Below are 19,747 nucleotides of genomic sequence, written 5' to 3'. Positions count from 1 at the left end.
TCAGCCGATCTCCTCGTCGGCGAAGCACCAGCGCCACGACTCCCCCGGCTCGATCGAGCGCATCACCGGGTGCCCGGTGGACTCGAAGTGCCTGCTCGCGTGCTGGTACGCCGACGAGTCGCAGCAGCCCACGTGCCCGCAGCTCAGGCAGGCGCGCAGGTGCACCCAGTCCCGGTTGCCGACCGCCACGCAGTCGGGGCACTCGGTGGTGGTGACCGGCTCGGCGTCGCCCGCCCCGGTGAGGTGCTGGCAGCTCATTCGAGAACCTCCTGTCGTAGCAGCGACTCCTCCAGGTCCAGGTCCCGGTAGGCGCGGGTGAGCACCTCCTCCGGGATCTGGCCGGAGTCGCGGGCGGCGCGGAACACCTCCCGCTCGGCGTCGATCATCTCCTGCCGCAGCCGCGCGTACGCCTGGGAGGGGGTCTCCCGGTCACTGCCGCCGAGCCGTTCCCAGGCCACGTTGGCGCGGGACGTGGTCAGCCCGCGCAGCCGCTCCACCACCGCCTCCGGCGCGCCCTCGGCCAGCGCGTCGAGCCGGTCCCGGGCGGCCCGGCTGGCCCGCTGCTGCACCCCGGCGGCGGAGAGCGCGTCCTGCACCGGGTCGTCGGGGGGCAGCCGCAGCCGCCGGGCCACCCAGGGCAGCGTGGCGCCCTGCCCGACCAGGGTGGCCACGATCACCGCGAAGGCCAGCCAGATCAGCAGCGCCCGCGGATAGGGCCGGTCGTCGGCCAGGGTGAGCGGCAGGCCCAGCGCGGCGGCCAGCGTCACCACGCCGCGCATGCCGGCCCAACTGATGACGATGGGGATCTGCACCGGTGGCGCGGGGTCGCGCTGGCGGACCCGGGGCACCAGCCGGGCCAGGTAGGTGGCGGGGAACATCCAGACGAACCGGGCCAGGAGGACGGCGGCCAGCACGGCGGCGGTGATCCCGACCAGCGAGCCGATCGGCTCGTCGAGGTCGCGCACCACCTCCGGCAGTTGCAGGCCGACCAGCAGGAACACCAGCCCTTCCAGCAGGAACTGGATCAGCCGCCAGAACGCGGTCACCTGGAGGCGGGACGCGGCCGACAGGAGCATCGGCAGCTTGTGCCCGATGCCGAGCCCGGTCACCACGACCGCGACCACCCCGGACGCGTGGATCTCCTCGGCGGCGTACACCACGGCGAACGGCACGATCAGCGACAACGCGTTGTCCAGCACCGGGTCGGTGATGCGCTTGTGCAGGTAGCCGAAGACCACCACGCCGAGCAGCCCGACCACGATGCCGCCGCCGGCGGCGACCAGCACCTCCCGGGCCACGTCGCCGACGCCGACCCCGCCGGAGCTGGCGGTGGCCGCCACGATGGCCACCCGCAGCAGCACCAGCGCGGTGGCGTCGTTGACCAGGCTCTCGCCCTCGAGGATGGTGACGATCCGCCGGGGCAGGCCGACCCGACGGGCCACCGCGGTGGCGGCGACCGCGTCGGGCGGCGCCACCACCGCGCCGAGCGCCAGGCAGATCGCGTACGGCAGGTCGGGCAGGAACAGGTGCACGACGGTGCCCACCACGAACGCGGTGAAGATCACCAGACCGACCGCGAGCAGCAGGATCGGCCGCAGGTTGAGCCGGAACGCCGGCACCGAGGTGTTCACCGCCGCCACGTAGAGCAGCGGCGGCAGGATGCCGACGAGCACCAGGTCCGGGTCCAGCCGGACGTGCGGGAAGAACGGCAGGAAGGACAGTGCGAGGCCGAGCACCACCAGCAGGATCGGCGCGAGCAACCCGAGCCGGCGGGCCAGCGCCGCGCCGAACGTGGCGATCGCCAGGAACACCACGACCTCGAACAGAGCTTCCATGGGGTACGAGCCTAGGGGTCGCCCGGCCCGCCTGTGCTCACGCGGTCGGTCGCACCTTCGGCAGCACCTCGGCGCCGAACGCGTCCAGGAACGCGCGCTGCTCCTGCCCGACGTGGTGCAGGGCGATCTGGTCGAAGCCCAGCTCGACGTACTCCTCCAGCCAGCCGACGTGCCGGCCCAGGTCGGCCGAGACGTTGACGGTGTCGGTGACCTTCGACATCGGCACCTCGGCGCTGACCTCGTCGAAGTGCGCGGCGGTCTCCAGGTCCCAGCAGACCGGCGGCGCGAAGACGTTGCTGCGCCACTGCTCGTACGCGATGGCCTCGGCCTCGGCCTGCTCGGGCGCCCAGCTCACGTGCACCTGGAGGTGCAGCGGGCCGCGCCCGCCGGCGTCCCGGTAGGCGTCGATCATCTGGCGGAGGTGGTCGACCGGCGCGTTGACCGTGATCAGCCCGTCGGCCCACTCGGCGCACCAGCGGGCCGTGGCGACGCTGACCGCGGCGCCGACCAGCGCCGGCGGCTCCTCGGGGCGGGTCCACAGCTTCGCCCGGTCCACGGTGACCAGCCCGTCGTGGCTGACCTCCTCGCCGGCCAGCAGCGCCCGGATCACGTCGACGCACTCGCGCAGCCGCGCGCTGCGGACGTCCTTGCGCGGCCAGACGTCGCCGGTGATGTGCTCGTTGCTGGCCTCGCCGGTGCCCAGCGCCGCCCAGAACCGGCCCGGGTACATGGCGCCGAGCGTGCCGATGGCCTGCGCGATGATCGCCGGGTGGTAGCGCTGGCCGGGCGCGTTGACCACGCCGAAGGAGAGATTGGTGGCCTGGAGCGCGGCGCCGAGCCAGGACCAGGCGAAGCCGGACTGGCCCTGCCGCTCGCTCCACGGGGAGAAGTGGTCGGAGCACATGGCCGCGTCGAAGCCGGCGCGTTCGGCGTGGATCACCGCCTCCAGCAGCCGGGCCGGGTGGATCTGCTCATGGGATGCGTGGAAGCCGAACGCCGTCATGGGCAGCACTCCTACCCATGCCGGCGTCCGGCCAACCGCACCTCACTCGGCGTGCGCGCCGGCGCCCGCGCCGGCCTCCCCCTCGCCGATCCACACCGTCTTGGTGTTGCAGAACTCGCGCATGCCCACCGCGGACAGCTCGCGGCCGTACCCGGAGTTCTTCACGCCGCCGAACGGCAGCTCCGGATAGGACGTGGTCATGCCGTTGACGAACACGTTGCCGGCGTCCAGGTCGACCGCGAAGCGTTCCTGCTCGGCCGGGTCGGTGGTCCAGGCGTTCGAGCCGAGGCCGAAGCTGGTGCCGTTGGCCACCTCGATCGCCTCGTCGTACGAGCCGACCCGGTAGAGGCCGGCGACCGGGCCGAAGACCTCCTCGCTCCACATCCGCATCTCCGGACGCAGGTCGGTGACCACGGTCGGCGGGTAGAACCAGCCGTCCCCGGCCGGCTTCTCGCCGCCGCAGAGCACGGTGGCGCCCTGCTGGACCGCGTCGGTCACCTGGGCGTGCACCTCGTCCCGGCCGCGTTCGCTGGCCAGCGGGCCGACGTCGGTGCCGTCGTCCATCGGGTCGCCGACCCGCAACGCCGCCATCCGGGCGGCGAACTTCTCGGCGAACGCGTCGAAGACGTCGGTGTGCACGATGAACCGCTTGGCCGCGATGCAGGACTGGCCGTTGTTCTGGCAGCGGGCGGTGGTGGCCACCTCGGCGGCCTTGTCCAGGTCGGCCGAGGGCATCACCACGAACGGGTCGCTGCCGCCCAGTTCCAGCACGGTCTTCTTGAGTTCCCGGCCGGCGATCTGCGCGATGGAGCGGCCGGCCGGCTCGCTGCCGGTCAGCGTGGCGGCGCGGACGCGCGGGTCGCCGAGGATCCGGTCCACCGCGTCGGAGCCGACCAGCAGCGTGGTGAACGCGCCCTCGGGAAAACCGGCGCGGCGGAACACGTCCTCCAGGTAGAGCGCGGTCTGCGGGACGTTCGAGGCGTGCTTGAGCAGGCCGGTGTTGCCGGCCATCAGGGCCGGCGCGGCGAAGCGCATCACCTGCCAGAGCGGGAAGTTCCACGGCATCACCGCGAGCACCGGGCCGATCGGCTGGTAGCGGACGTACGCCCGCTTCGCCTTGACCGCGGCGGCGTCGGCCGGCTCGTCGGCGAGCATCGCCGGCGCGTGCTCGGCGTAGAAGCGGCAGGCGGTGGCGCACTTGGTCACCTCCGCCTTCGCGGCGGCGTACGTCTTGCCCATCTCGGTGGTCATCAGCCGGGCGGTCTCGTCCCGCTCGGCGTCGAGCAGGTCGGCGGCGGCGAGCAGCCACCGGGCGCGCTGCGCGACAGTGGTGTCCCGCAACTGCCGGTACGCGAGGTCGGCCCGCCCGATCGCGGCGTCGACCTGTTCGTCCGACATCGCGTCGTACGTCTTGAGCACCTGTCCGGTGGCGGGATTGGTGGTGGCGATGGGCATGGCGTACTCCTGTCACTCGAACAGCGAGTGCCGCACGCCCGGCTCCTCCCGGCGGCGGGCGGCACGACGGCGCTGGATGACGACCAGATCGACCACTGCCACCGCGGCGAGGATCGCGCAGACCACGCCCAGCCAGGCCAGGTCGGCGGCGAACGCGAGCACCGCGAAGACGGTCATCACGACCACACCGAACAGGGCCAGCACGAGGCGCAGGTTGAGCGCGCTGTTCGCGTGTCCGACCGTGCCACGGGCGCGGCGGGGCTGTGATCGGGTCATTCTTCCCGGCTACCCCGGCTCGGCCGGGGTTAACCGGTCGGGCCGACGCGACCGGTGATCCCGGACACGACGGGGGTACGCGGCGGATGCGACCGCCGGGTGGGCGCGTTGGATCGGTCTGCCGGTTCCGGCGGAGATCCCGCGGGCGGTGGAGAGGATGGGCATGACCACGATGCAGGCGGTTCCCGTGACCGTCGCCGTGTCCCGGCGCGCCGACCCGGCGCGTACCGGGGAGATGGTGGCGTGGATGCGGGCCGGGACGGCGCTCGCGGAGAGCTTCCCGGGGTTCCTGGGTGCCGGCTTCGTCCGCAGCGCCCCGGGTTCCGCCGAGTGGCACGTGATGTACCGCTTCGCCGACGCGGACACGCTGCGTGGCTGGGAGGACTCCCCGCAGCGGCACTGGTGGCTCAGTTCCGCGCAGGGCATCGTCGAGCACACCCGGGTGGAACGCCGCACCGGCATCGAGGGCTGGTTCGACCCGCCGGTGGACCACGTGGTGGAGACCGTCGGGGTGGCGGAGCCGGTCCCGCCGGTCGCGCCGCCGCGCTGGAAGCAGGCGGTCACCATCTGGCTGGCGTTCTTCCCGCTCAGCCTCACCGCCACGCTGCTGACCGCCCGGTTCGTCGCCGACGTGCCGTTGGCGGGCCGGACGCTGCTGATGACGCTCGTGCTGACCCCGCTGATGACCTACCTGGTGCTGCCGCGGATCACCCGGGCGCTGCACTGGTGGCTGCACGGCCAGCCGGCGCCCTGGCGGCGCTGACCCCAGCACACCCCTGTTAACGATCGATGTCGATGAAAGAAAGCCGACAGACCTTCCGTACGGACGACCGAGGCGCATAGGGTCGACGCGCCGCTTCGTGCCACCGGACGGGGGAACCGCATGCCTCGACGCTGGATCGCCGCGCTCGCCTGCGTCGCGGCGCTGGTGGCGCTGGCCTGTGACGGCTCCGGCTCGGCGTCACCCCGCCCCTCCGACACGCCCCGGCCCGGCGAGCCCCGGGTGCTGACCGCGCTCGGCGACTCGATCACCACCGGCTTCGGCTCCTGCCTGGTGCTGGTGAGCTGCGAACGCAACTCCTGGTCGAGCGGGGACAGCCTGCGGGTGGAGAGCGTCTACCGGCGGCTGCGCGCGGACGCGCCGGCGTTGCGGGCGAACAACCGGGCGGTGCCCGGCGCCCGCGCGGCCGGGCTCACCGACCAGGCCCGGTCCGCGGTCCGCGACAAGGCCGACCTGGTCACCGTGCTGATCGGGGCGAACGACGCGTGCCGGGCCGGGGTCGACGCGATGACCCCGGTCGCCACGTTCCGGGACCAGGTCGACACGGCGCTGGCGGTGCTGCGCAAGGGGCGGCCCAAGGCGCGGGTGCTGGTGGTCAGCATCCCCGACCTCTACCGGCTCTGGCAGATCGGGCACACCGAGTCGCGGGCCGTCCGGGCCTGGTCGCGCGGCGTCTGCCCGGCGCTGCTGGCCGACGCCACGTCGACCGCGCCGGCCGCGACGGCCCGCCGGGCCAAGGTCAAGGCCCGGATCGAGGCGTACGACGACCAACTGCGCGCCGCCTGCCGGGCGTACGGGTCGCGCTGCCGCTGGGACGGCGGCGCGGTGCACCGCCACCGGTTCAGCCTGGACCAGGTGAACGCGCTGGACTGGTTCCACCCGAACGCGGCCGGCCAGGGCCGACTGGCCGAGGTGGCCTGGAACGCCTCCGGCTGGGCCCGCGACTGAGGTCGACGCCGGCCGGTCAGGGCCGGTCGGTCAGGGCCGGCGCGGGCCGGGGAGCTGCCGTGGGCCGGCCGCGCCGGCGCGGTAGAGCGCGTGGGCCCGGTCGGCGAGTTCCTTGGTGGCCGAGGAGTTGGCCCAGGTGCCGAGGATGATCGCGGCGCCGGGGACGACCTTGGCGAACATCCGCTTGGCGGCACGGACGCCGGCCATCCGGGCCAGCCGCACGCCGAGCTGGAGCATCACCCGGCCCAGCGCCCGGTTGCCGGCCGAGCCGAACAACGCGCCGGCCCGTTCCCGGCCGGCGGCCACGCCCAGCGCCAGCCGGGCGGTCTCGGCGGCCTTGTGCACCCGCTGGAGCACCAGCAGGTCGGTGGCCCGGTCGGGGTTCGTCGGGTCGACGCCGTACGCGGCGGCCACGTGCAGCACCAGCCGGGCCTGGGTCCAGGCCAGCACGCCCACGTCGAGCACCGCGCCGGGCAGCCCGGCCGCGCCGGAGACCGCACCGGAGAGCCGGGCGTGGTTGACGAACTTGCGGACCGCCTGGTCGGCCACCTGCTCGGCCGGCGCGTCCGGCCGCGTCGCCCGCTCCCGGGCCGCCCACTGCGCGGCCTCCGGGCCGAGCCGGCGCACCGCCTCCAGCGCCAGGTGCTCCGGCGCGTACTGCGGGTCCTCCCGCATCCGGTCCCACAGCGTGGCCGGCGGCGCTTCGGGCGCCTCCACGGGCGGGACCGGGGCAGCGGGGACGGTGTTGGGCTCCCCGTCGACGGGGGCGGGGTCAGTCACGGGACGCTCCGGGGCTCGTACGGCGGGGGTGGGCCGGTCAGCGACGACGGGTAGACGACAGTCGGGTGGCGAGCTGTCGCAGCCGGGCCTGGTTCTCCGGCTTGGCGATCTCGCGCCGGCCCCGGTCGACCAACTGCTGACCACGCGGCGACCGCAGGAAGGTGGTGATCCGTTGCATCAGCGACATGGCGTCCTCCTGTTCGCGGTCCCCCTCATGTGTACCTGGAACCGGCAACCTCCCCGGTACCCGAACCGGACGTTCGGCAACCGTCCGGACCGGACGCTCCCCGGGCGCGTCAGCCGAGGATCTCCGCCACCACCTCGCCGGCCAGCCACTCGTGCTGCGCGTACGCGTCCGGGAACGCCGAGATCTGCACCGCCTGGGCGGCGACCGACAGCGGCAGGTCCTGCCAGCCGGGGATCTCCTCCAGCGCGGCGAGGAACGCCTGGGTCGCGTACTCCGGGTCCATCAGCTGAGCCACGGTGCCCCAGCCGCTGCTCGGCCGCTGCTGGAACAGCCCGACCGAGTCGTGGTCCCAGCCGACGGCCTGGTGCGGGTAGCTCTGCGACTCGGGCAGCACGCCGCTGGCGTAGTTGAGCAGCGTGCTCTCCTGCATCGCGGTGGCCACCGCGATGACCAGCCCGCGGCGCGGCACACCCATCTCCCGACCGGCGCGCACGATCTTGGTGGCGTTGTCCATCTGGGTGCGGTTCAGGCCGGCGACCGGGACGATCCGGCGCGGCTTCGGTTTCGCCTTCGGCGTGGCCTTGGCCTTCGGCTTGGGCTTGACGGACGGGGACGGGGACGGGCTGGCGCTCGGGGTGGTCGGGGCGGTGCTCGGGCGGGCCAGGCCGCGCGAGGCCGCGTCCAACGCCGCGCGCTCGGCCAGCTCCACCGCGGGGGCCGGCTTCGCGGCGCGCTCCGGGGTGCCGAAGTCGACCTGGCTGACGCCGACCAGGCCGAGGCAGCAGGCCGCACCGGCGGCGACCGCCAGCCGGGCGCGGGGGTTCACCAGGGCCCGCAGGCGGGTACGCCGGGTACCCGTCGAGGCAGTGGTTGTCCATTCGGTTGACGGGGTATCGTCCAAACGGTCAGCCGGGCGGCCGGGGCCGTTCGGGTCGTCGGGGGTGCCGTTGTCACGCATCCGACGAGGCTAGACAGGGCAAATAGGGATCACCCAGGCCCAAAGGGTGGCCCTCGCCACACTTCTGGGGGACGCCGCGGGACATTCGCGTGCGGGCCCACCCAGCACGGTGCCGACCTCGCGGAACGGGCCAACCGCCGGTCCGCCGCGCAGCCGGTCGGCCGGGGCAGGAAGCACGCGGCCGGCGGCGGACCGGCCGGTGATCGACTAACTCGTCCGTTCGGGCGACCCGCTCGTGGGCCGCGAGGCCGAGGCGTGGCCGAATCGTGATCACCATTCCGTGGTCCGACGGGTCCGTAACGGAATGGACCACGCCCCCCGGTACGTTTGCCGAATCGGGGACGCGTTCGCGCGACGCCCCCCGTACGCGTCGACAGGGAGGACCCACCGGTGCTCGACCCACACGAGCTCTACGAACTCACGGACGAGCTGCCCGACCTCGGCCAGCCGGTGCTGATCCAGGCGCTCACCGGCTTCGTCGACGCCGGCAGCGCCACCCGGCTGGCCCGGGAACAACTGCTCACCTCCCTGGACGCCCGGACGATCGCCCGCTTCGACGTCGACCAGATGTTCGACTACCGCTCCCGCCGGCCGGTGATGACCTTCGTCGAGGACCACTGGGCCGACTACGACGCCCCGGAACTCGAACTGCACCTGCTGCACGACGACGACGAGACGCCGTTCCTGCTGCTCACCGGCCCCGAGCCGGACCTCCAGTGGGAACGGTTCGTGGCCGCCGTCGCGGGGCTGTCGGCCCGCCTCGACGTCCGGCTCACCGTCGGGCTCAACTCGATCCCGATGGCGGTGCCGCACACCCGGCCCAGCGGTGTCACCGCGCACGCCACCCGGCCGGAGCTGATCGCCGGCCACGAGCCCTGGCTGCAGAAGGTGCAGGTGCCGGCCAGCGTCGGGCACCTGCTGGAATACCGGCTCGGCGAGCAGGGGCGCGACGCCCTGGGCTTCGCCGCGCACGTGCCGCACTACGTCGCCCAGACCGAGTACCCGGCCGCCGCGGAGGCGCTGCTCGCCGCCGTCTCCAAGGGCACCGGGCTGCTGCTGCCCCGCGACGGGCTGCGGACCGCGGCCGAAACGATCCGGGTGGAGATCGACCGCCAGGTGGCCCAGACCGAGGAGGCGGCCACGCTCGTCCAGGCGCTGGAGGAGCAGTACGACGCGTTCGCCCGGGGCCGCGGCGAGAAGAACCTGCTCGCCGCCGAGACCGGCCCGCTGCCCAGCGCCGACGAACTCGGCGCCGAGCTGGAACGCTTCCTCGCCGAGCAGACCCGCCCGGGCGACACCCCGGAACGCTGACCGGGCGGGGCGGGCCGGGATGCGGCAGGCTGGAGCCATGCGCCTGGCGACCTGGAACGTCAACTCGGTGAAGGCCCGCCTGCCCCGGCTGCTCGACTGGCTGGGCAGCACGAAGCCCGACGTCGTCTGCCTCCAGGAGACGAAGTGCCCGGACGGGGCGTTCCCGGTCGGCGAGGTCGGCGCGCTGGGTTACGAGGTGGCCAGCCACAGCGACGGACGGTGGAACGGCGTGGCCGTGCTGTCCCGGGTCGGGCTGGCCGACGTGACGGTCGGCTTCCCCGGCGAGCCCGGATTCCCCGCCCCCGAGGCCCGCGCCATCGCCGCCACCTGCGACGGCGTACGGGTCTGGTCGGTGTACGTGCCGAACGGCCGCGCCCCGGACGACCCGCACTACGCGTACAAGCTGGCCTGGTTCGCGGCGCTGCGCGACGCGCTGGAGCCCGAGGTGGCCGCCGCGCTGCCGCTCGCCGTCTGCGGTGACTTCAACGTCGCGCCGACCGACGCCGACGTCTGGGACCCGGCGCTGTTCGCCACCTCCACCCACGTCACGCCGGCCGAGCGGGCCGCCCTGGCCGCACTGCGCGACCTGGGACTGACCGACGTGGTGCCGACCCCGATGAAGGGGCCGCACCCCTTCACCTACTGGGACTACCGGGCCGGCATGTTCCACCAGAACAAGGGCATGCGGATCGACCTGGTGTACGCCACCGCGCCGTTCGCCCGCGCGGTCCGCTCCGCGTACGTGGACCGGGAGGCCCGCAAGGGCAAGGGCCCCTCCGACCACGCCCCGATCGTGGTCGACGCCGACCTGACGCCCGCCGTCGAGGCGTTCTGAGCCACCGTAGGCTGGACGGCATGGCAGTCGTGAAGATCAACGCGATCGACGTCCCGCCCGGTGCCGGCGAGGAGTTGGAGAAGCGGTTCGCGGCCCGGGCCGGCGCGGTGGAGAACTCCCCCGGCTTCCTCGGCTTCGAGCTGCTCCGCCCGGTCGCCGGCGAGACCCGCTACTTCGTCTACACGCGCTGGGAGACGGAGGAGGCGTACCAGGCGTGGGCGCAGGGCCCGTCCCGGGCCGCGCACGCCGCCCCCGAGGGCGCCGAGCCCCGCAAGCCGGTCGCCTCCGGCGCCACCCTCCTGGAGTTCGAGGTGGCCCTCCAGGTCCCCACTCCCTGACCCCGCCCCGCCCCGGTGATCATGAGGTTAGCGGCACTCGTCGTCCGTTTTGTCGCCGCCAACTTCATGATCACCCAGCGAATCGCGCCTTCGCCCGCGCGCTCTGCTCGGCGTGAAGGTCAAACGCGATCGACGGATGTCAGCGCTTGGACTCCATTCTCGTGAAGACGCCGACGAACTCCGTGATCGCCCAGTCCAATTGAGCGCAGCTGAAGAAGTCGACGCAGCTCATGCATCCTGGTCGCCGCGGCGTCGTGCTGGCCGCCCGGAAGTGGGCGTCAAGCGTCCGCTTGACTTCGAACAGCTTGCGGAACGTCGAGCCTTCGCCAGGGTCATCCATCGGCATCGCGAAACCACCCTCCCCACGCGAGCATGACCAGGCCCCACCTGGGGGGCCGATTCCATGCGTCGTGCTCCCCCAGGTGGGCGTGCGAGGCAGGAACCCAGGAGTTTGCCGAAACCAGGGAACCCGACTCAGCCAGCAACCTATTCCAACTTGTAGGAGTAAGCAACCCGTGGCGCTCGGTGAATCAGGAAACTTGCTGGTGCCGGTTCGGCCGTGATCAAATTGGCCTGCCGAAGCCAGGGAACCAACGGAGAGCACCTCATGCCGACGGAGAGAGTCGACTACCGGCGCATAGCGAACGAGATCATGGAGAAGATCAAATCCGGGGAGCTTGCTCCCGGCGCCAAGTTGCCCTCGACTCGTGAGCTAGCCGATTCCTACGGCGTGCACATCTCCACGATCAACCGAGTTACCACCATTCTCAAAGATCGTGGCGTTGTTGTAGGACACCCCGGAAAGGGTGTCTACGTCGCTCAGGACGAGTAGGCGAGGCTCAATTCAGTCCGGCTCGTATGCCTTCTCTCACCATCCGGAAGATCCCGACCACTGCTCAGGATCGCCGGAGATCTTGGTACGAAATGGCCCCCAGAGGGGCCGATTTCTACCAAGATCTCGCGGGCGGCAGCCCGGTCAAGGGGTGCGGGTGGCGAAGACGATCACGTTGTCCTCGTAGCCGGTGCGACCGCCGAGCCACGTGCCGCCGCAGGTGATCAGCCGCAGCTCGGCCGGGCCGGAGTCGCCGTAGACCCGGGCGGCGGGCAGTTCCGCCTTGTCGAAGTACTCCACGCTGTCGACCGTGAACGACACCACGGACCGGTCCGCGCGGGTCACCCGGATCAGCGCACCCGGCTTCAGCTCGCGGAGCCGGTAGAACACGGCCGGCCCGCTCTTGCTGTCCACGTGACCGACGATGATCGCCCGACCCGGCTCCCCCGGCACCGCACCCCGGTTGTACCAGCCGGTCTGGTCGGTCTCGGTCAGCGGCGGCACGTCCACCGACCCGTCCCGCGCCTGACCGACCGGCGTGACCGGTGCGTCGACCTTGATGGTCGGCACGGACAGCCGGACCGGCCGACCGACCGGCTTCCGGGCCGGCGTGGTTGCCGAGGCCGGCGCGGACGCCGCCGCGCTCGACCCGGCCGATGCCTCGGCCCAGTCGAACGGCCCGGCGGTGCGACCGAGCCCGGCCCCGACGGCGAACACGCCGACCAGCACCAGCACCACGGCCAACGGCTTCGACCAGGGGCTCCGGCCCCGGTCCCGCCTCGGCGGAGAGCCCGGCGGACCGGCCGGCGGCGCACCGGCCGGAGGCGGACCGGCGGGAGGCGGACCGGCGGGCCGGGAGCGCACGGCAGGCGACCCGGCCGGGGCTGGGCTCCACGGCCGGGCGGCGGCGGGCGGCGGCATCCACGGTCGCGACCCCGTCGACGACGTCGTGGCCGGACGGGATCCGGCGGGCGGCACCTCGCCCGACGGCGGCCCGGCCGGGGGCGGACTCCACGGCCCCGAGCCGCTGGGGGGCGCGATGGCCGACCGGGAGCCGGTGGCCGGCGCGGCAGAACGGAAGCCACCGGAGTGCGATGGCGCGGCACCGGAGTGCGGCGGGGCGGCCGGCGGGGGCAGGGCGAGGAACGGCCAGCCGGAGCGCCGGGAACCGGCGGGCGGCGGGGCGGCGTGGTCGGCCATGGCGGGACTCAGCGCCCGGCGGTGTGCCGGCGGGAGGCGGCCACGCCGAGACCGGCGCCGACCATGGTCAGCGCCAACCCGACCGGCACCAGCAGGCCGCCGAGGCCGGGGCCGGCGGTGCCACCGAAGCCGGTCGCCGGGCCGCGGCTGGGGAAGTGACTGGGCGGGTGGCTCGGCGGCCGGGTGGGCTGGCCCCGCTTGACCACCTGGAGCATGGTGGACGCGGTCTCCCCGCCCGGGCACTCCAGCTTGACCCGGTAGTTGCCGGGCCGGGTGCGCTCGTTGACCATCGGCGAGGCGGTGAGCAGGCCGCGCTGCGGCTGCACCTGGATCTTGCCGAAGGCGTCGGAGGCCACGATCGCGGGCACCGAGTTGTTCCGGCAACTGGCCCGGATGCCGACCAGGAAGCCCGGTTCCACAGTGCTCGGGGTGACCTCCACGAAGATCACGTCACCGGCGGGCTGCTCGGGCACCGGTTCGGCCCGGGCGGGCACCGCGCCGAGCAGCGGGAAGGCGCCCGCGACGACCGCGACCAGCAGCGCCGCACGTCCCCTGACTGACCCCATGACCCCTCCCGGCGTACGGGATGAATCCTCTCACCCCCGGCCGCACCTCACATCCGTTCGGCGCGGCGGTCGCGTAGGCTCGGGTCGCTGTGACCACCACCGACGTCTCCACCGCCCGCGTCCGCACCTTCCATCCGCGTCGCGGACGGATGAGTGACCGGCAGCGCGACGCGCTGACCCGGCTCTGGCCCGCGTACGGCCTGGAGATCGCCGCCCTCGACGGGCCGTGCGATCCGGCGGCGCTGTTCGGACGGCGGGCGCCGCTGGTGCTGGAGATCGGCTCCGGCATGGGCGACGCCACCGCCGCCATGGCGGCGGCCGACCCGAGCCGACACTATCTGGCGGTCGAGGTGCACACGCCGGGAATCGCCAACCTCCTGGAGCTGGTGGAACGGCATCGGCTGGAGAACGTACGGGTGGCCGAGGGCGACGCGTTGGACCTGGTCCGGGCCATGCCCGAGGGGTGCCTGGACGCGGTGCACGTCTACTTCCCGGACCCGTGGCCGAAGACCCGGCACCACAAGCGGCGGATCATCGCGCCGGCGCACGTGGCGCTGCTGCGGTCCCGGCTGGCGCCCGGCGGGACGCTGCACTGCGCCACCGACTGGGCCGAGTACGCCGAGTCGATGCGCGAGACGCTGACCGCCGACCCGGAGCTGGTCGACGTGCACGGCGGCTACGCGCCCCGCCCGGCGCACCGGCCGGTGACGAAGTTCGAGCGGCGCGCGCTGACCGCCGGCCGGGACGTCTTCGACCTGATCCACCGGCGGCGCTGACGCCACGGCGCTGAACCCGGTTGGCGCGGCATGGCACCGCCCAGGCACGATGGAGCCGCCATGACTCTCACCGCCGCGCTGCCGAAGACCGCCGACCCCGACACGCTCTACGACGCGTTCGCCTCCTGGGCGTCCGAGCGCGGCCTCGACCTCTATCCCCACCAGGAGGAGGCGGTCATCGAGATCGTCTCCGGCGCGAACCTGATCATGAATACGCCGACCGGCTCGGGCAAGAGCCTGGTGGCGATCGCGGCGCACTTCGCGGCGCTGGCCGAGGACCGGACGACGTTCTACACCGCGCCGATCAAGGCGCTGGTGTCGGAGAAGTTCTTCGCGCTCTGCGAGGTCTTCGGCGCGGAGAACGTCGGCATGCTCACCGGCGACGCCAGCGTCAACGCGGACGCCCCGATCATCTGCTGCACCGCGGAGATCCTGGCCAACCTGGCGCTGCGGGAGGGCCGCCGGGCCGACGTCGGCCAGGTGATCATGGACGAGTTCCACTTCTATGCCGAGCCGGACCGCGGGTGGGCCTGGCAGGTGCCGATCATCGAGCTGCCGCAGGCCCAGTTCGTGCTGATGTCCGCCACGCTCGGCGACACCACCCGCTTCGTCGACGACCTGACCCGGCGCACCGGCCGGCCGACCGCCGTCGTCCGCTCGGCCGAGCGGCCGGTCCCGCTCCTCTTCTCGTACGCGACCACGCCGCTGCACGAGACGCTCGAGGAGCTGCTGGAGACGAAGCAGGCCCCGGTGTACGTGGTGCACTTCACCCAGGCCGCCGCGCTGGAACGGGCGCAGGCGCTGATGAGCGTGAACGTCTGCACCCGCGCCGAGAAGGACATGATCGCCACCGCGATCGGCAACTTCCGGTTCACCTCCGGCTTCGGCAGGACGCTGTCCCGGCTGGTCCGGCACGGCATCGGCGTGCACCACGCCGGCATGCTCCCGAAATACCGCCGCCTGGTGGAGACGCTCGCCCAGGCCGGCCTGCTCAAGGTCATCTGCGGCACGGACACGCTCGGCGTCGGCATCAACGTGCCCATCCGCACCGTGCTCTTCACCGGCCTCTCGAAGTACGACGGCATCCGCACCCGGCTGCTCAAGGCCCGCGAGTTCCACCAGATCGCCGGCCGGGCCGGGCGGGCCGGCTTCGACACCATCGGCCGGGTCGTGGTGCAGGCCCCCGAGCACGTGATCGAGAACGAGAAGGCGCTCGCGAAGGCCGGCGACGACCCGAAGAAGCGCCGCAAGGTGGTGAAGAAGAAGCCGCCGGAGGGCTCCATCGGCTGGGGTGAGCCGACGTTCCAGCGTCTGGTCGAGGCCGAGCCGGAGCCGCTCACCTCCAGCTTCCAGGTCAGCCACTCGATGCTGCTCAACGTGATCGGCCGGCCGGGCGACGCGTTCGCCTCGATGCGGCACCTGCTCACCGACAACCACGAGGACCCGGCCGCCCAGCGCCGGCACATCCGCCGGGCCATCGCCATCTACCGGGCGCTGCGCGCCGGCGGCGTGGTCGAGGAGCTGCCCGAGCCGGACGAGGCGGGCCGCCGGGTGCGTCTCACCGTCGACCTCCAGCTCGACTTCGCGCTCAACCAGCCGCTGTCGCCGCTCGCGCTGGCCACCATCGAGCTGCTCGACCGGGAGTCCCCGTCGTACGCGCTGGACGTGCTCAGCGTGATCGAGGCGATCCTGGACAACCCGCGACAGATCCTCTCCGCGCAGCAGTTCAAGGCCCGTGGCGAGGCGGTCGCCGCGATGAAGGCCGAGGGCATCGAGTACGAGGCGCGCCTGGAACTGCTCGACGAGGTGACCTGGCCCAAGCCGCTCGCCGAGCTGCTGGAGGGCGCGTACGAGATGTACCGGCAGGGCCACCCGTGGGTCGCCGACCACGAACTGGCCCCGAAGTCCGTGGTCCGGGACATGTACGAGCGGGCCATGACGTTCCCCGAGTACGTCCAGTTCTACGGGCTGTCCCGGTCCGAGGGGCTGGTGCTGCGGTACCTCGCGGACGCGTACAAGACGCTGCGCCAGACCGTGCCGGAGGACGCGAAGACCGAGGAGCTGGTCGACCTCATCGAGTGGCTGGGCGAGCTGGTCCGCCAGGTCGACTCCAGCCTGATCGACGAGTGGGAGCGGCTGCGCAACCCGTCCGACGTGGCCGAGGTGGCCGCGTCGCTGGACGACCGGCCGCCGGCGGTGACCCGCAACGCGCGGGCGTTCCGGGTGCTGGTGCGCAACGCGCTGTTCCGCCGGGTCGAGCTGGCCGCCCTGCGTCGCTGGGATCTGCTCGGCGAGTTGGACGCCGGCGACGGCTGGCACGCGGACGCGTGGGCGGACGCGCTGGAGCCGTACTTCGAGGCGTACGACTCGATCGGGGTGGGGCCGGACGCGCGCGGGCCGGCGCTGCTGATGATCGAGCAGGGCCGGGAGCGGTGGACCGTACGCCAGATCCTGGACGACCCCGACGGCGACCACGACTGGGGCATCAGCGCGGAGGTCGACCTGGCCGGCTCCGACGAGGTGGGCGCGGCGGTGGTCCGGGTCACCGAGGTCGGCCAGCTCTGATCCGATCCGCCGACACGGCGGGGGCGGGACCTGTCCGGTCCCGCCCCCGCGGTGTCACGCGGACGGTCGGTCAGTCGCGCGGGGCCTGGAACGCCAGGCGCCGGCGACGGAACACGACGAACAGCACCGCGCCGATCGCGAGCACGGCGGCACCCGTCCCGGCCAGGGCCGCGGCCGGCGCGCCGGTGACCGGCAGGCCGCCACCGGAACCGCCGTCGCCGTCGCCGCCGCCGGCGCCACCGTCACCGGTGGTGATGACGATGCGGGCGGTGTTGTTCTCCGGCTTCGTCTCGCTGGAGGACGTCGCGCCGTCGACCACGATGGTGCCGTCGTCGCCCGGCGTCGACTTGATCTTCACCTTGACGGTGGCCTTGATCCGGCCGTAGCCCGACGCGACGCTCGGGAACTCGCTCTCGAAGTTGCACCGCAGCTTCGCCGACTCCGGCAGCGTCGTGCCCGGCTGGCCGTCGGTGTAGCACCACTCGTTGGGCAGCAGCACCGTGCCGCTCGGCGCGGTGATGATCACGCCGGGGCCACCGCCGTCGGAGGGGCCGTTGTTGACGACCTCGTAGCCGAGCTCCACGGTCTGCCCGACCGCGCCCTTGACGGGCGGCGCGGTGACGGCGACGTCGAGCGTGTTCTTCTTGCTCCAGTACCGGAAGTCGGCGTAGTTGTCGAAGTCGTCGATCTCGCGCTCCACGGCCGACCGGCGGGCGAGGCCCGCGCGTACCGCCTTGGCGTGCAGCTTCTCGGCGGCGGCGGCGAACGACTTGCCGCTGCCCTTGGTGGACGCAACCTTCTTCGCCACCTGCGCCTCACCGGCCAGGGCAGTGCTGAAGGAGCCGTAGTTCTCGTCCGGACCGGGCAGGTTACGACCGAAGGTGATGGTGAACAGCGACGTGCCGGTCTCCTCGTCGAACAGCAGGAGGCCCTCCCCCGGCTTGAGGGTCAGCGGCACCGTGCAGGTGACCTGGCTCGGGCCGTAGACGTAGGGCAGGCCGACGTTCTTCGGGTAGTAGTTGACGTAGGTGCAGTCGCTGTAGCGCTCGACGAAGGTCGCGCCGGTGGGCAGGTCGACCCGGACCGTGAAGTCGGTCGCCGGGCTGTCGCCCTCGTTCAGGACGCCGCTGCGCAGCGGGACCCGGTCACCTTCGCCGACCGGGTGGGCCTTGTCGGTCAGGTCGTCGGCGGCGGCGACCAGGTCGGGGCCGGACGGAACGATCGTGACCGGGAAGGTGGTGGTGTCGTCGCCGGGGTTGGCGTCCTCCTCGGCCCCGGCGATGGTCACGGTGACCGTGCCGGCGTCGCCGGGGGTGGCGCCCTGGCGGCTGGCCAGCTCCACCGAGTAGAGGTGGTCGGTCTGGCCGGCGACCAACCTGCCGACGGTGCAGGTGACCTTCTTCGCGGCGAGCTTGCAGGCGTCGTTCCACTCCGACACCGAGGGGGTGACGTCGTCGGAGAGCTTGCTCAGGTCGAGCGTGACGGTCACCGCCGTGGCGTCGGCCTGGCCGTAGTTGTACAGGTAGATGCCGACCGTGGTGCCGCTGTTGTCGATCTCCGCGACCGGGTCCCGGTCGAAGGAGACGGACAGGTCGGGCAGCTCGTCGGCGGCGTGCGCCGGGGCCGACGGGGCGAAGAGCGCGGTCGTCGCCAGCAACGCCGCGCCGGCGGCGAGACGCGGCCAGCGGGCCGTGAGGGATCTCATGGTTGCTCCGGGAGAGAGGGTTGGAAGACCGCACTTTAATCCAAGATCAGCAACGCCGTTGCCCCATGTGGACTGGCCTTTCCTCCACCGTCCGGTCATCCCGACGAGGACGCATCCTCACCCAGTGCCCTCGGGTGGGGTGAGGTCGGCGGCGTCGACGACGGCGGACCGGCCGTCGTCGAAGGTGACCGCCGCGCGGCCGTCCGGCCGGGCCTGCGCGGTGCCGACCCGGCCGTCCCTGGTCCGGACCGGGGTGCGGCGCGACTCGGACGGCGCGTCGTCGAACCGGGCGGGGGTGGTGCCGGCCGCCGCGGCGCCGGTGGCCGCGAACCCGCTGATCCGCACGATGCTGCGCCCGGCGAAGGACACGTAGAGCGCCGGGTCGGCCGGGTTCGAGACCGGGTCGTAGTAGCAGTTCGCCGGCCGGCCGCGGAGCGCGCCGGTGTCCAGCAGCCGCGTCCAGTGCTGCCCGTCGGCGGTCGTGAACGCGCCGGCGAGGCCGACGGCGAAGCGCCGGCCCGGGTCGGCGGGGTCGAACTGCATGTCGTTGAGGATGCCGCCGTAGTGGTCGCCCTGGCCGTCGGCGTCCTCGTCCCGGTCGACCTCGATCCGGCCGCCGCAGGTGAGCATCTGTTCCAGGCCGGCGTCGACCTGCCAGGTGACGCCGCCGTCGTCGGAACGCCGCACGTGGTCGCGGTCCAGCAGGTACAGCAGGCGCGGCCGGTACGGGTCGACGAAGAACCGGCGGGCCTCGCCGGCGCCCCCGCCGGGGACGAGCTGCTGCCAGGCAGGCATGCCCCCGGTCCACGTCCAGAGCCGGCGCGCGGAGTCGCCGCCGACGTAGAACACCGTGTCGCGGTGCCCGCCGGACGCCTGCACGACGCCGACGTTCGGGTCCGGCAGGAACGGCCCCTGCTGCGTGAACGGTCCACCGGGGCCGGCGCCGAAGCCGGGGATGACGAAAAGCGGGCGGGGCGCGAACGAGCCGTCGCCCCGGTTGACGGCGACGAGCACGCCGGCCTCCCCGAAGCCGACCAGGTCGGCGCGTCCGGTGGTGGTGACGTCCGCGACGAGGCGCGGATGCCGCTCGACCCGCCAGTCACCGGCCTGGTAGCCGAAGTCGCCCAGGACCGGGGTCGGCGTGAACGCGAACGTGCCGTCGCCCTGACTACGGGCGACGTACACGCCGGCGTCCCCGAACCCGACGATGTCCGCCCGCCCGTCACCGGTCAGATCCGCCAGCAACCGGACGTGCTTGTCCACCCGCCAGCCCGCGTTGAAGCCCAGGTCGGCCAGCACGAACCGCGGCTCGGCGAACGTCCCGTCACCCTGGTTCAACGCCACCCACACCCCGTCGTCCCCGAACCCCACGATGTCCGCCCGACCGTCACCGGTC

At 73.0% G+C, this 19,747-nt stretch carries 21 protein-coding genes; 8 read left to right on the top strand and 13 right to left on the bottom strand.

The annotated features are described in order from the left end of the window. Genes ACH495_RS15405 through ACH495_RS15385 form a run of 5 tightly spaced genes read right to left on the bottom strand, consistent with a single transcriptional unit; the run spans position 1 to position 4,569 of the window. Positions 1-258 (bottom strand): UBP-type zinc finger domain-containing protein, encoded by a 258-nt coding sequence (locus ACH495_RS15405; RefSeq protein WP_396858367.1) that lies wholly within the window; start codon positions 256-258, stop codon positions 1-3. Next, the gene (locus ACH495_RS15400) at positions 255-1,835 is read right to left on the bottom strand and encodes a Na+/H+ antiporter (protein ID WP_396858366.1); all 1,581 of its coding nucleotides are present in this window, start codon (positions 1,833-1,835) and stop codon (positions 255-257) included. Before ACH495_RS15400 ends, ACH495_RS15405 begins: the two co-directional genes overlap by 4 nt. Positions 1,836-1,872: 37 nt before the next feature. Continuing rightward, entirely contained in the window at positions 1,873-2,838 is a 966-nt protein-coding gene (locus ACH495_RS15395) for a TIGR03885 family FMN-dependent LLM class oxidoreductase (protein WP_396858365.1), read from the bottom strand. Positions 2,839-2,880: 42 nt separating this feature from the next. Next, a complete protein-coding gene (locus ACH495_RS15390) occupies positions 2,881-4,293 on the bottom strand; it encodes an NADP-dependent succinic semialdehyde dehydrogenase (protein ID WP_396858364.1) in 1,413 nt (470 codons plus the stop codon). 12 nt (positions 4,294-4,305) lie between these two features. Further along, the gene (locus tag ACH495_RS15385) at positions 4,306-4,569 is read right to left on the bottom strand and encodes a DUF6343 family protein (protein WP_396858363.1); all 264 of its coding nucleotides are present in this window, start codon (positions 4,567-4,569) and stop codon (positions 4,306-4,308) included. Between the two features lie 163 nt (positions 4,570-4,732). On the opposite strand from ACH495_RS15385, the gene ACH495_RS15380 reads away from it, so the two are divergent. Together ACH495_RS15380 and ACH495_RS15375 are read left to right on the top strand one after the other, a co-directional pair. Further along, a complete protein-coding gene (locus tag ACH495_RS15380) occupies positions 4,733-5,332 on the top strand; it encodes an antibiotic biosynthesis monooxygenase (RefSeq protein ID WP_396858362.1) in 600 nt (199 codons plus the stop codon). A 120-nt stretch (positions 5,333-5,452) separates the two neighbouring features. After that, positions 5,453-6,298 (top strand): GDSL-type esterase/lipase family protein, encoded by an 846-nt coding sequence (locus ACH495_RS15375; RefSeq protein ID WP_396858361.1) that lies wholly within the window; start codon positions 5,453-5,455, stop codon positions 6,296-6,298. Positions 6,299-6,328: 30 nt separating this feature from the next. Here ACH495_RS15375 and ACH495_RS15370 read toward each other — a convergent pair whose 3' ends face one another. From ACH495_RS15370 to ACH495_RS15360, 3 genes are all read right to left on the bottom strand, one after another. Then, positions 6,329-7,078: an EcsC family protein gene (locus ACH495_RS15370; RefSeq protein ID WP_396858360.1), complete on the bottom strand. Its 750-nt coding sequence runs from the start codon at positions 7,076-7,078 to the stop codon at positions 6,329-6,331. Between the two features lie 37 nt (positions 7,079-7,115). After that, complete coding sequence (locus tag ACH495_RS15365; protein ID WP_281939450.1) at positions 7,116-7,265, bottom strand: hypothetical protein; 150 nt, start codon at positions 7,263-7,265, stop codon at positions 7,116-7,118. A 109-nt stretch (positions 7,266-7,374) separates the two neighbouring features. Next, positions 7,375-8,223: a peptidase M23 gene (locus ACH495_RS15360; RefSeq protein ID WP_396858359.1), complete on the bottom strand. Its 849-nt coding sequence runs from the start codon at positions 8,221-8,223 to the stop codon at positions 7,375-7,377. A gap of 390 nt (positions 8,224-8,613) precedes the next feature. Here ACH495_RS15360 and ACH495_RS15355 point away from each other — a divergent pair, with 390 nt between their 5' ends. Genes ACH495_RS15355 through ACH495_RS15345 form a run of 3 tightly spaced genes read left to right on the top strand, consistent with a single transcriptional unit; the run spans position 8,614 to position 10,707 of the window. Next, positions 8,614-9,534: a proteasome assembly chaperone family protein gene (locus ACH495_RS15355; RefSeq protein ID WP_396858358.1), complete on the top strand. Its 921-nt coding sequence runs from the start codon at positions 8,614-8,616 to the stop codon at positions 9,532-9,534. Between the two features lie 37 nt (positions 9,535-9,571). Beyond that, positions 9,572-10,369, top strand: coding sequence for an exodeoxyribonuclease III (locus ACH495_RS15350; protein WP_396858357.1), 798 nt, complete (start codon positions 9,572-9,574; stop codon positions 10,367-10,369). Positions 10,370-10,389: 20 nt separating this feature from the next. Further along, positions 10,390-10,707, top strand: coding sequence for an antibiotic biosynthesis monooxygenase family protein (locus ACH495_RS15345; RefSeq protein ID WP_396858356.1), 318 nt, complete (start codon positions 10,390-10,392; stop codon positions 10,705-10,707). 139 nt (positions 10,708-10,846) lie between these two features. On the opposite strand, the gene ACH495_RS15340 is transcribed toward ACH495_RS15345, so the two are convergent. Continuing rightward, positions 10,847-11,053: a hypothetical protein gene (locus tag ACH495_RS15340; protein WP_396858355.1), complete on the bottom strand. Its 207-nt coding sequence runs from the start codon at positions 11,051-11,053 to the stop codon at positions 10,847-10,849. Positions 11,054-11,314: 261 nt separating this feature from the next. Between ACH495_RS15340 and ACH495_RS15335 the strand changes: the two genes are divergently transcribed. Next, positions 11,315-11,539 carry a GntR family transcriptional regulator gene (locus ACH495_RS15335; protein WP_396858354.1) on the top strand — a complete coding sequence of 75 codons (225 nt, stop codon included), beginning with the start codon at positions 11,315-11,317 and terminating at the stop codon, positions 11,537-11,539. Positions 11,540-11,683: 144 nt separating this feature from the next. Here ACH495_RS15335 and ACH495_RS15330 read toward each other — a convergent pair whose 3' ends face one another. Together ACH495_RS15330 and ACH495_RS15325 are read right to left on the bottom strand one after the other, a co-directional pair. Continuing rightward, positions 11,684-12,283: a class F sortase gene (locus tag ACH495_RS15330; RefSeq protein ID WP_396858353.1), complete on the bottom strand. Its 600-nt coding sequence runs from the start codon at positions 12,281-12,283 to the stop codon at positions 11,684-11,686. A gap of 464 nt (positions 12,284-12,747) precedes the next feature. After that, a complete protein-coding gene (locus ACH495_RS15325; protein WP_396858352.1) occupies positions 12,748-13,305 on the bottom strand; it encodes a hypothetical protein in 558 nt (185 codons plus the stop codon). Between the two features lie 149 nt (positions 13,306-13,454). Here ACH495_RS15325 and trmB point away from each other — a divergent pair, with 149 nt between their 5' ends. Then, the gene (gene trmB / locus ACH495_RS15320; RefSeq protein ID WP_396858576.1) at positions 13,455-14,081 is read left to right on the top strand and encodes a tRNA (guanosine(46)-N7)-methyltransferase TrmB; all 627 of its coding nucleotides are present in this window, start codon (positions 13,455-13,457) and stop codon (positions 14,079-14,081) included. A gap of 60 nt (positions 14,082-14,141) precedes the next feature. Next, positions 14,142-16,646 (top strand): DEAD/DEAH box helicase, encoded by a 2,505-nt coding sequence (locus tag ACH495_RS15315; protein WP_396858351.1) that lies wholly within the window; start codon positions 14,142-14,144, stop codon positions 16,644-16,646. A 70-nt stretch (positions 16,647-16,716) separates the two neighbouring features. On the opposite strand, the gene ACH495_RS15310 is transcribed toward ACH495_RS15315, so the two are convergent. After that, positions 16,717-18,351, bottom strand: coding sequence for a peptidase (locus ACH495_RS15310; protein WP_396858350.1), 1,635 nt, complete (start codon positions 18,349-18,351; stop codon positions 16,717-16,719). Between the two features lie 117 nt (positions 18,352-18,468). Beyond that, a partial coding sequence (locus tag ACH495_RS15305) for an FG-GAP repeat domain-containing protein (RefSeq protein ID WP_396858349.1) occupies positions 18,469-19,747 on the bottom strand: 1,279 nt, incomplete at its 5' end.

This window comes from Micromonospora sp. NPDC018662, from assembly GCF_044391475.1.
In the GTDB taxonomy this organism is placed as follows: domain Bacteria; phylum Actinomycetota; class Actinomycetes; order Mycobacteriales; family Micromonosporaceae; genus Micromonospora.
Note: the sequence above shows the minus strand (reverse complement) of the source record. Positions and strands in the feature narration are given on the sequence as shown.

Bases quoted from the DNA above. Each gene is read 5' to 3' on its own strand.
- ACH495_RS15405 (WP_396858367.1), bottom strand. From the start codon at position 258: ATGAGCTGCCAGCACCTCACCGGGGCGGGCGACGCCGAGCCGGTCACC.
- ACH495_RS15400 (WP_396858366.1), bottom strand. From the start codon at position 1,835: ATGGAAGCTCTGTTCGAGGTCGTGGTGTTCCTGGCGATCGCCACGTTC.
- ACH495_RS15395 (WP_396858365.1), bottom strand. From the start codon at position 2,838: ATGACGGCGTTCGGCTTCCACGCATCCCATGAGCAGATCCACCCGGCC.
- ACH495_RS15390 (WP_396858364.1), bottom strand. From the start codon at position 4,293: ATGCCCATCGCCACCACCAATCCCGCCACCGGACAGGTGCTCAAGACG.
- ACH495_RS15385 (WP_396858363.1), bottom strand. From the start codon at position 4,569: ATGACCCGATCACAGCCCCGCCGCGCCCGTGGCACGGTCGGACACGCG.
- ACH495_RS15380 (WP_396858362.1), top strand. From the start codon at position 4,733: ATGACCACGATGCAGGCGGTTCCCGTGACCGTCGCCGTGTCCCGGCGC.
- ACH495_RS15375 (WP_396858361.1), top strand. From the start codon at position 5,453: ATGCCTCGACGCTGGATCGCCGCGCTCGCCTGCGTCGCGGCGCTGGTG.
- ACH495_RS15365 (WP_281939450.1), bottom strand. From the start codon at position 7,265: ATGTCGCTGATGCAACGGATCACCACCTTCCTGCGGTCGCCGCGTGGT.
- ACH495_RS15360 (WP_396858359.1), bottom strand. From the start codon at position 8,223: ATGCGTGACAACGGCACCCCCGACGACCCGAACGGCCCCGGCCGCCCG.
- ACH495_RS15350 (WP_396858357.1), top strand. From the start codon at position 9,572: ATGCGCCTGGCGACCTGGAACGTCAACTCGGTGAAGGCCCGCCTGCCC.
- ACH495_RS15345 (WP_396858356.1), top strand. From the start codon at position 10,390: ATGGCAGTCGTGAAGATCAACGCGATCGACGTCCCGCCCGGTGCCGGC.
- ACH495_RS15340 (WP_396858355.1), bottom strand. From the start codon at position 11,053: ATGCCGATGGATGACCCTGGCGAAGGCTCGACGTTCCGCAAGCTGTTC.
- ACH495_RS15335 (WP_396858354.1), top strand. From the start codon at position 11,315: ATGCCGACGGAGAGAGTCGACTACCGGCGCATAGCGAACGAGATCATG.
- ACH495_RS15325 (WP_396858352.1), bottom strand. From the start codon at position 13,305: ATGGGGTCAGTCAGGGGACGTGCGGCGCTGCTGGTCGCGGTCGTCGCG.
- trmB (WP_396858576.1), top strand. From the start codon at position 13,455: ATGAGTGACCGGCAGCGCGACGCGCTGACCCGGCTCTGGCCCGCGTAC.
- ACH495_RS15315 (WP_396858351.1), top strand. From the start codon at position 14,142: ATGACTCTCACCGCCGCGCTGCCGAAGACCGCCGACCCCGACACGCTC.
- ACH495_RS15310 (WP_396858350.1), bottom strand. From the start codon at position 18,351: ATGAGATCCCTCACGGCCCGCTGGCCGCGTCTCGCCGCCGGCGCGGCG.